Source organism: Pantoea sp. CTOTU50773 (assembly GCF_032082325.1).
Lineage (GTDB): Bacteria > Pseudomonadota > Gammaproteobacteria > Enterobacterales > Enterobacteriaceae > Pantoea > Pantoea communis.
The window spans coordinates 18,253-28,704 of the sequence record NZ_DAMDQC010000047.1 but is presented as its reverse complement, the minus strand read 5'-3'; the positions used below and the strand labels follow the sequence as shown (position 1 = coordinate 28,704).

8 protein-coding genes are annotated in these 10,452 nt (G+C 54.4%); 2 read left to right on the top strand and 6 right to left on the bottom strand.

The genetic code is table 11. The annotated features are described in order from the left end of the window. Window positions 1-507, bottom strand: a 507-nt coding sequence (locus RT340_RS09950; RefSeq protein ID WP_313375657.1) for a pseudouridine synthase, incomplete at its 3' end; no start/stop codon positions are given. A gap of 302 nt (window positions 508-809) precedes the next feature. Between RT340_RS09950 and RT340_RS09945 the strand changes: the two genes are divergently transcribed. Beyond that, window positions 810-1,016: a hypothetical protein gene (locus tag RT340_RS09945; RefSeq protein WP_141399045.1), complete on the top strand. Its 207-nt coding sequence runs from the start codon at window positions 810-812 to the stop codon at window positions 1,014-1,016. Window positions 1,017-1,080: 64 nt separating this feature from the next. Beyond that, window positions 1,081-4,566, top strand: coding sequence for a ribonuclease E (gene rne, locus RT340_RS09940; RefSeq protein WP_313375652.1), 3,486 nt, complete (start codon window positions 1,081-1,083; stop codon window positions 4,564-4,566). 310 nt (window positions 4,567-4,876) lie between these two features. Here rne and flgL read toward each other — a convergent pair whose 3' ends face one another. The 5 genes from flgL to RT340_RS09915 form a co-directional block, all read right to left on the bottom strand. After that, on the bottom strand, window positions 4,877-5,842 hold the full coding sequence (flgL, locus tag RT340_RS09935; RefSeq protein ID WP_313375650.1) for a flagellar hook-associated protein FlgL: 966 nt from the start codon (window positions 5,840-5,842) through the stop codon (window positions 4,877-4,879). Between the two features lie 18 nt (window positions 5,843-5,860). After that, window positions 5,861-7,504: a flagellar hook-associated protein FlgK gene (gene flgK / locus RT340_RS09930; protein WP_283216004.1), complete on the bottom strand. Its 1,644-nt coding sequence runs from the start codon at window positions 7,502-7,504 to the stop codon at window positions 5,861-5,863. A gap of 118 nt (window positions 7,505-7,622) precedes the next feature. After that, on the bottom strand, window positions 7,623-8,564 hold the full coding sequence (gene flgJ / locus RT340_RS09925; protein WP_034830681.1) for a flagellar assembly peptidoglycan hydrolase FlgJ: 942 nt from the start codon (window positions 8,562-8,564) through the stop codon (window positions 7,623-7,625). Next, window positions 8,564-9,670: a flagellar basal body P-ring protein FlgI gene (locus RT340_RS09920; protein ID WP_045813994.1), complete on the bottom strand. Its 1,107-nt coding sequence runs from the start codon at window positions 9,668-9,670 to the stop codon at window positions 8,564-8,566. The genes flgJ and RT340_RS09920 overlap by 1 nt, the downstream gene beginning before the upstream one ends. 11 nt (window positions 9,671-9,681) lie before the next feature. Further along, window positions 9,682-10,392 (bottom strand): flagellar basal body L-ring protein FlgH, encoded by a 711-nt coding sequence (locus RT340_RS09915; RefSeq protein WP_034830679.1) that lies wholly within the window; start codon window positions 10,390-10,392, stop codon window positions 9,682-9,684. Window positions 10,393-10,452: the final 60 nt, after the last annotated feature.

Sequence of the window (10,452 nt, the reverse complement as noted above, 5' to 3'; positions counted from 1 at the left end):
TTCACGTAACTGCTCATGCAGCGAACGCAGCGCAGAACGTTTTTTTGCCACCAGCAAAATACCGGAAGTGTCGCGGTCAAGACGATGTACCAGTTCGAGGAAACGGGCTTCAGGACGCAGCGCGCGCAGACCTTCAATCACACCAAAGCTAAGACCGCTCCCCCCGTGTACGGCGGTACCTGATGGCTTGTTCAGCACCAGTAGATGATCGTCCTCATACAGGATGGCATTCGCCAGCGCGGCAACCTTATCGAGTTTCGGTGATACCGCCTGCTCTTCACGCTCGGCCACACGCACTGGCGGAATGCGCACTTCATCCCCCACCTGCAGCTTATACTCGGGTTTCACGCGTCCTTTATTCACGCGCACCTCGCCTTTACGCAAGATGCGATAAATCATACTTTTCGGCACGCCCTTGAGCTGAGTGCGCAAAAAGTTATCAATACGTTGTTCGGCATTTTCAGCCGTAATGGCGACATAAAGTACGCCGGGATTCTCTGTTTTCATGGCGGCGATTCTAAATAGTGTCCCTGGATAGCGCCACCCCTTTTTCTGTGCTTAACTCTCTCTTTGTCGCGCGGACAAAAGGTCATAATGATGACTTTTTCACCGATGCGATGTTAAGCCCTGCAAAAGAACAGGTTAAGGATGCACAAACTTCACAGCTCGGCAAAAGTCGCCTTGCTATATGTGAGTGAGCAATGGAATAATGCAGGGGTTTCTGCCCTGGAAAAATTCAGGCAGGAAAAAAGAGCGAAATAAGTCATTTTGCCGGATTGAACGGACACGCAGCAATGGCGTAAGACGTAATGTTAAATCAGGCACTTAGCGGGCTGCGGGTTGCAGCCTGGACGACAGACTGGGATGTGTGGATTTCTGAATTTTCTATAGCTATTCCACCTTCAGGCGCTGTTTTTCCTTATGAAAAACAGGCCACCGACAAGATTTGCGCCCCTTTAGCCGACGACAGCCGTGAGGTTGACGTCAGTGCATTAAGACACGGGGCCATCGGTTGATTCTCGTCCAGGGTAATGATGCCCGCAGCTACATCACTCATGTGAGAATAACGAGTAAGTCACGATGAAAAGAATGTTAATTAACGCATCTCAGCAGGAAGAGTTGCGCGTTGCCCTTGTTGACGGCCAACGTCTGTACGATCTGGAGATCGAAAGCCCCGGACACGAGCAAAAAAAAGCCAATATCTACAAAGGTAAAATCACCCGTGTTGAACCCAGCCTCGAAGCGGCATTTGTCGATTACGGTGCTGAACGCCACGGTTTCCTCCCTCTGAAAGAAATTTCCCGCGAATACTTCCCTGCTAATTACAACGCACATGGCCGTCCTAACATCAAAGAGGTGTTGCGTGAAGGTCAGGAAGTTATCGTGCAAATCGATAAAGAGGAGCGTGGAAATAAAGGTGCAGCCTTAACCACCTTCATTTCTCTGGCCGGTAGCTATTTAGTCCTGATGCCGAATAACCCGCGTGCCGGGGGTATTTCCCGCCGTATTGAAGGTGACGATCGCACCGAACTGAAGGAAGCGCTGTCCGCACTGGAACTGCCAGACGGTATGGGTTTGATCGTGCGTACCGCAGGCGTTGGCAAATCTGCCGAATCGCTGCAGTGGGACCTGAGTTTCCGACTGAAGCACTGGGAAGCGATCAAAAAAGCCGCTGATAGCCGCCCTGCCCCGTTTCTGATCCACCAGGAAAGCAACGTCATTGTACGTGCCTTCCGCGACTATCTGCGTCAGGATATTGGTGAGATTCTGATCGATAACCCAAAAGTGCTGGAGCTGGCCCGTCAGCATATTGCTGCGCTCGGTCGCCCGGACTTCAGCAGCAAAATCAAACTGTACACCGGTGAAATTCCGCTGTTCAGCCACTACCAAATTGAGTCGCAGATTGAATCGGCATTCCAGCGCGAAGTGCGCTTGCCTTCCGGTGGCTCAATTGTTATCGATAGCACCGAAGCGCTGACCGCCATCGATATCAACTCCGCCCGTGCAACACGCGGTGGCGACATCGAAGAGACGGCATTCAATACTAACCTCGAAGCGGCTGATGAAATCGCTCGTCAGTTGCGCCTGCGCGACCTCGGCGGCCTGATTGTCATCGACTTCATCGACATGACACCGGTTCGACACCAGCGCGCGGTTGAAAACCGTCTGCGTGAAGCGGTTCGTCAGGATCGTGCACGTATTCAAATCAGTCACATTTCGCGTTTCGGTCTGCTGGAAATGTCGCGTCAGCGTCTTAGCCCATCATTGGGTGAATCCAGCCATCACGTCTGCCCACGCTGTAGCGGCACCGGCACCATCCGTGATAACGAATCGCTCTCGCTGTCTATCTTGCGTCTGATTGAAGAAGAAGCGCTGAAAGACAACACCAAAGAAGTGCATGCGATTGTACCGGTGCCCGTCGCCTCTTACCTGCTGAACGAAAAGCGTGATGCAGTCAGTGCGATCGAGAAACGCCAGGGTGGCGTGCGTGCCATCATCGTGCCAAACGATCAGATGGAAACGCCACATTACTCTGTGCTGCGCGTGCGCAAAGGCGAAGAGACGCAGACACTGTCTTACCACCTGCCGAAACTGCATGAAGCCGAAATGGCGCTGCCTTCGGAAGAAGAGCATGCCGAACGTCGTCGTCCTGAGCAGCCAGCCCTGGCCGCCTTTGTGATGCCTGATGCGCCGCCTGCGCCGGTTGAAGTGGAAAAAGAGAGCCGTAGTGCGGTTAAAGCGGATGCAAAACCGGCAGCTGCCGCCGCGGCACCTGCCGTTGCCAGCACTGGCTTTGTCGCTCGCCTGTTAGGCGGTTTGAAAAAACTGTTTGCTGGCGATGCGCCTGCTGCTGCACCTGTTGAAGCTAAACCAGAAGAGAAAGCCGCTGAAAGTGAGAATAATCAGCAGCGTGGCGACCGCCGTAACAACCGTCGTAGCAATAATCGTCGCGATCGCACTCCGCGCAACGGTGAAAATGCTCAGGGTCGCGAAGGCCGTGAACCGCGTGAAGCGCGTGAGCCACGCGAATCGCGTGAACCACGTGAAGCCCGCGAGCCGCGTGACAATCAGGACAATCGCCGTAACAAACGTCAGAACGAGCCTCGTGGTGAACGTCCAGCGCTGACCGATGAGCAGCTGCAGCAGCGTGATGAGCAGCAGCAACAGCGTCGTGAGCAGCGAGCTGAACGCCAGCGTCGTCGTCAGGATGAGAAACGTAATCAGCAGCAGGATCAAAAAGCCGCTGAAACCATTGCTCAGACCGAAATCACTGATGAAAACGTTGCGCAGGAAGAAGAACGTGTGCAGGTCATGCCACGCCGTAAACAGCGTCAACTGACCCAGCGCGTGCGCGTGGATGATACTGGCGAAGTGGCGGCAGCCATCTCAGCACCAGCAGCCACGGAAGCGGTTGTGGAAAATGCACAGCGCACTGCATTCAATGAGCAATCTGAAGTCGCTCAGGATGAACAGGATGATAACGAGAACCGTGATAGCGCCAACATGCCGCGTCGCTCACGTCGTTCACCACGTCATCTGCGCGTGAGCGGCCAACGTCGTCGTCGCTACCGCGATGAGCGTTACCCAACCCAATCTGCCATGCCGCTGGAATCGGCTGCCTCTTCTCCAGAGATGGCATCCGGCAAAGTCTGGATTACCTACCCGGTTGCCCAGGCCCACGATCAGTTCTCCTCTCAGGAAGCGCTGAACGAAATGCCTGATTACAGCTATCAACATACCGGTGAAGCGGACGCACTGCCGGTTGCGGCAGCAGCAGAACAGGTTACTCAGCCAGCAGCGCAAGAGGCTGTTCATCAGTCTGAGCCACAGGCACACACTGAAGTGCCGGTGGTGAACACCGATGACCTGACCCCAGTCGCTGCGCCTGTTAACGAAGAGCCTGCCGTGATTTCTGCCGCTGTTGAGCAGATTGCACAACAAACCGCTGCTGAAGCCGTACCGGCCGATGAAGTGACAACGGCACCGGCTGACACAGTCATCGCTGATGAAGTTGAAGATATTCAGGCTGAAGTTGCACCCGCTGCGGAAGTTGCTGCTGCATCGTCTGAAGTGGCACCGGCTGCGGCGCCTGCATCGACTGAGACAGTTTCTGCTACTGAAGTGACACCAGCTGAAGAAGTCCCTGCTGCGGAAATTACCGCACCACAGGTAAGCGAAGCCGTGGCTGAGCAAGCGCCTGCTGAAGTTCAGCCTGCTGTTGCAGCGGCTGAGCAAGCGCCTGCTGACGTTGAGCCTGCTGTTGCGGCGCAAGTGGAAGAAGCACTGGCTGCACCCGTGGCTGCTGAAGCGCTTGCTGCACCGGTTACTGAACCGCATGCTCCTGTTGCTGCACGTGATACCGCAGTGAGCAACGCTGATACCCGCTGGAAGCACCACGCCACGGCGCCAATGACCAAAGCACCTGCTCCGGCATGGGAGCCAGAAGTCGTTCGTCACAGCGATTGGGTTCGCCCACCGTTTGACTTCGAAGGCCGTGGCTCTGCGGGCGGCCATAGCGCCACGCATCAGGCGACGGCACCGGCAACACGTCCGGAAAGCGTTTAAGTCTTAGTCGCTAATCAGCGTTAACAAAACCCCGACTGGTTCGGGGTTTTTTATTGCCTGTCGATCCTGCTCTGCCGCAATGACTCGTGATGATCTGGCAGAGTAGAAAAACCGACCGCTGCGCCGCAGGAGGCAGGTGCGAAGAGGTGGTGATCTGGCAGAGTACACAAACAGACCGCGGCTCCGCAGGTGCCAGGTGCGATGAACGGTGCGACGAAATGACAGGCAAAAAAAATCCCACGGCCCCAAAAGGCGGTGGGAGAAACTAAGCGCGCCCGGTTTAAGCACGCTCAAATTTTCAAGTCAGATCTTATGAATTCAGCTGGAACAGTGACATCTTCGACATATCAGTGAAGGTCTTGTAAGACGCTTGCAGTGCTGTCTGTTGCATGGTGTAGCTGGAAATGGCGGAGGTGTAATCGACATCTACCAAATCACTCATTTGCGAGGTCATGATAGTATCGCGATCGTCACCCTGCGCATTCAGCGTGTCGAGTTCTGACAGCTGTGTACCGACTGCAGAACGCACGGTCAAAACGTTGTTCAGTGAATTACTGAGGCCACGGTTGGTTTTATCCATCGCATCCTGGAACGTTTGTTTGGTCGCATCATCTGCATTGTCTTGTGGCACTTTAAGGGCCGCAATGGCGCTGTCGCGCATATTAAAGACATTGGTCTCGCTCGCCGTTCCATCAGGTTCAGCTTTCGCATTGCTGGTAATCGACATGAACACAGAAGATCCGGTACTGCTCACATCCATAGTGCGGCCATCATCGACTTTCTGCGTGATTGCCTGATCGCCGCCCACATAGCTCACACCAGTGCCGGCAGTATCGGTGAATGGTGCCGTATCGGTTTTGTAACCGGCGAAAATATAGCGACCATTACCATCCTGGCTGTTGGCCTGATTGAGCAACTGGGCGCGAATACCTTCCAGTTGGGTGGCGATAGAGGCACGGTCGTCATCGCTAAGTGTGCCGGTAGAGCCATAAACGATCAGGGTTTGTGCATCCTGAATGCTACTGGTCGCGCCTTTAAGCGCATTCTCTTCCATCGACAAGCTTTGATCCGCGAAACTACGCGCGGTCGCGTATTGGGTACTTTTCGCCTGAGACTGCGACAGCACCACGGCACGAGAGGCCGCAATGGGATCATCAGATGGGTTGTTAACACGACGACCGCTGGAAAGCTGCTCGCCCACTTTTAACCAGGAAGATTGCGAGTCAGTAATCCCGCGCACCTGCTGGTCAAAAATCATATTGGTACTAAGACGCATGGTTTTTATCCTCTATGCTTAGCCGCGGATGTCCATCAGCGCGTTGAAAATCGTGCTGGCGGTTTGCAATACCTGCGCATTCGCCATATAAAACTGCTGATATTTGGTCAGGTTGGCGTACTCTTCATCAAGGTTCACCCCTGAGACCGACTGCTGACGGTCGGTAAGCTGATCGACCACGTTTTTCTGCGTGGTACTGGCCGTTTCCAGCGTGCTGGTTTTGTTACCCACCGTGCTGACGATGCTGGCATACGCTTGCGCAATCGTTGCGTTGCCGTTAACCAACTTCGCATCCTGCAAATCCAGCATTTTTTGGGCGTTGGTGTTGTCACTTTCGCCACTGGTCGCACTGGATGCAGCAGCGATTTGCGATTCATCCGTGATAGCCACAGACATACTGCTAATCACGTTCTGGACCGGTTTTACCAGGAAACTATCTTTATTATCAGGCGTACCGGTAACGGTTAATTTCAGACCATCAAAGCTCAGTGTGCCGTCTGTCGCATCAGGCGTAACGCTAAATTTCACGTTGTCAGACAAGCGAGTCACAGACCAGGTACTGCTGGCGCTGTCATAGCTCATGGAGTAGTTTGAGGCTTTAAGCGCACTGGTATCAGACCATTCTGCGGTCACCGTTGCAGTGGACGTATTCTTGCTGTTACTCACTACGTTCGGTGAGCCGATGTTGAAGAATTTCGTGCCCAGATCGCCGTTACTGTCATATCCTGCAGTTTGCACGGCGTTAAAGCTGGTGGTGAAGGCTGCCGCTAACTGGCCAAGCTGATTCTGTGCGGTATCTAAATCCTGCGTGCGGAACGCCAGCAAACCACCCAGTGAACCGGTCGTCAGGGTTTTTTCAGGAATTTCGACATTACCTGCTTGCTTGTCGACATAACCAACAGTGATACGCGAGTTATCGGCGCTGGAAGGCATCGCGACCAAATTAGTCGAATTTTTGCCGTTAACCAGAGTGACACTCCCCATCGAGACGATATAGCTACCCTCTTGCTGAGAGACGTTTACCCCAACGATGTTATTAAGGTTGTTCACCAACTGATCGCGTTGATCCAGCAGATCATTCGGTGCAGCACCGTTGCCGGTGGTCAGTTTTGCAATCTGGGTGTTGAGATCGGCAATCTGGCTGGTGTAGGTATTAATCTGGTCAACGTTAGAGGCGATGTCCGTATTCACGCTGGTTTGCATGTTATTCAAGTACTGCGCCGTGGTCTGAAACTGATTGACCAACCCCTGGGCATAGCTCAGCATTGATTGACGTGCAGACGGATCGTTTGCATTACTTACCACGTTTTGCACATTGGTAAAGAAGCTTTGAATCGACGTTGAAAGGCTGGTGGTCGATGTCGACAGCAGGTCATCAATGTTTGAAATCTGACTGTATTGGGTATTCACCGCGCTGTAATTGGCATTGGATCCGCGCAACTGAGCAGTAACAAACTCATCATATTCACGCTGCACGCCAGACAGCGTCACGCCATTGCCATAGTAGCTGTTGCCTTGTAGGGTGCTATTGGCCTGCGACAGAATGGTGGTCTGACGTGAGTAACCCGCTACCGTGTAGTTGCTGATGTTGTTACTGGTGGTGCTTAATGCGGCCTGTGCGGCGCTCAGCCCACTCATCGCTGAGTTAATTATGCTGGACATCTCGGTTCCTTTATTTCCCGTTAACCGGGCTGGCAGTCATCAGTGCGATTGGGCGGGCTAAAACGCCCGCAGCTTATGATGGTTATCGGCGTGCTTAAGTGAAACTTGAGGTAAAAAATCAGAACAAATCGGTGATATCCTGGCTGTACGCCTTCACGACTTTCTCGCCCATGTTTTTGAATTGCTGGATCATTCCCACCAATTTCTGCGCATATTTCGGATCGGTGGCGTAGCCCGCTGCCTGCAGGGCTCGTGCGCCCTGCTCCGGCGTTGCGGCATTGGCAACGGCGGCATAGCGCGGGTTATTGGACAGCAGTTTGACGTAGTCGCTGAGTGCTTCCATATAGGAACCATACACACGGAAGGTGGCACGCACTTTCTTCGCCACGCCACCTTCATATTCGGTGGTCATGATGTCGGTGGTTGCGCCCTTCCAGTCACCACCGGCCTTGATGCCAAACACGTTGTAGCTCGGCTTGCCGTCACGCGTCAGGATCTGGCGCTGACCCCAGCCCGATTCCAGCGCCGCCTGGGCAAGGATCAAGTGATGAGGAATACCACTCTGCTGACTCGCGGCCTGCGCGGGTTGGGATAACTGGGCAATAAAGTCGTTGCTATCCGCTGGGAAACTGGACGGCGAGACCGGCAGACGCGGCACCGCTTTGCGTACCATCTGCTCCAGTTGGTTGGAAGGCAGATTGCTATAAATGAAGCTGTTATCCAGCTTCATCGGTACCGTGCCAGCGGTTTCATCAGGCTCTTGCGCGGGCTGCATCTGTTTGACGATCAAATCCGCCATACCCAGCCCGCGTTTACCGATTTCCTGCGCAATCTGCTGATCGTACATTGAGGTGTACATCTTCGTTGAGTCGCTGCTAAAGATGCCATCCTGCGGCAACGCTTCACGCATGCTCTTCAACATCATCTGTACGAACATTCCCTCAACCTGTTTTGCCACCTGCAGCGCCTTCCCTTTCGGGTCGGCGGCTGCTTCGCGTTTCAGGTTGTTCAGTGAGCGGCTGTCATAGGCCGCACTCATCAGCGATTGCGTATCGGTCATCAGATGATTTCCAGTTTGGCGCGCAGACAGCCTGCACTTTGCATCGACTGCAGAATCGACATCAGCTCAATCGGCGTTGCGCCCAGGGCGTTAAGTGCACGGACCACGTTATTAAGGTTGGCGCTGGCGTTAACACGCTGCAAGGCTCCGCCGCTCTGGCGCAAGTCGATCTGCGTCTGCGTCGTCGCCACGGTTTGTCCACCGGCGAACGGCGTGTTCGGCTGGCTGACGTTCTGCTGCTGATTCACTGTCACCGACAAGTTGCCTTGCGCCACAGCACAGGTATTGAGCGTCACCTCGCGGTTCATGACCACCGAACCGGTACGCGAGTTGATGATGACTTTGGCATCTTCAACCGGCACGGAAACGTCTATATTCTGGATTTCTGACAGCAGGCGCACCTGTGAACTGTTGTTGGGTGAAACGCGAATCTGCACGGTACGCGCATCAAGTGGCTGCGCTGAACCCACGCCACGGCTATTAATCGCATCGGCAATACGCTGCGCCATGGTGAAATCTTCAGTATTCAGTTGGAGATTGATGGTGTTTTGGCTGCCAAAGTTACTTTGCAGCTCGCGCTCTACCGTTGCACCATTAGTAATGCGGCCACCGTTTAGCTGGTTAACCTGCACACTGCTGCCGCCTGCAGATGCACCTGCACCGCCCACCAGAATATTTCCCTGCGCCAGCGCGTACACCTGGTTATCGACCCCTTTCATCGGCGTCATTAACAGCGTGCCACCGCGCAGGCTTTTGGCGTTACCCAGCGAAGAGACCACCACGTCAATATTCTGCCCCTGCCGCGCAAACGACGGCAGCTTCGCCGTGACCATCACCGCCGCCACGTTTTTCAGCTGCATATTGGTGCCGGTGGGCACGGTGATACCGAGCTGCGACAGCATGTTGCTTACCGTCTGGGTGGTAAACGGGGTTTGTGTTGTCTGGTCACCTGTCCCATCAAGCCCCACCACCAGGCCGTAGCCGATCAGCTGGTTTTCGCGCACGCCCTGCACGGATGTCAGATCGCGAATGCGGTCAGCCTGGGCCATCAGACTGACACCGAGCAGCAGGCTCAGGCTCAGACGCAGCAGAGTGTTCATTTTCATCATTACCTCGATTACATCGGCGACACGTTCAGGAAGAAACGCTGGAACCAGCCCATGGTTTGCGCCTCATTGATATACCCGTTTCCGACATACTCAATACGTGCATCGGCCACCTGCGTTGACAACACGGCGTTGCTGGCGCTGATGGTGCGTGGGTTAACCACACCGGAGAAGCGAATAAATTCGGTTCCCTGGTTAATTTCGATCTGTTTCTCACCGACCACGCGCAGGTTGCCATTCGACAACACCTGATTCACGGTGACGGTGATGGTGCCGGTAAAGGTGTTATTGGCCGTTGCGCCACCTTTGCCAGCGAAGTCATTTTTGCCATTGGCATCCAGTCCGGCTTTCTCACCGGCGGCGCCGACCAGACCGCTCAGGCCGGTTGGCACAGTGCTCACGCCAAAGCTGTTGCTGCCATCGCGGCTCGCATTGGCTGAAGAACTTTTGCTGGCGCTGACATTTTCTTGCAGCGTAATCGTCAGAGTATCGCCAATGTTACGTGGACGGCGGTCTTCGAACAGCGGCTGATAGCCATAGTTCAGTGGCGCAACGCCCTGGAAAATGGAACCGTTTACCACTGGCGGTGCGGAAGGCGTGGGTTCTGCCGTTGTGGCACCCTGCACCAGAGGCGTACGCGGGACTAACGCACAACCGTTTAATGTCAGTAGCAGCGTGGCTACTAACCAATGCCCAGGCTTGAGAATCACTTGCTTCGCCACGGAGTTCTGACCTTATTCATGTTCTTAATCGGGCCAGCCAGGCTGGCCCAACGGCCCCAG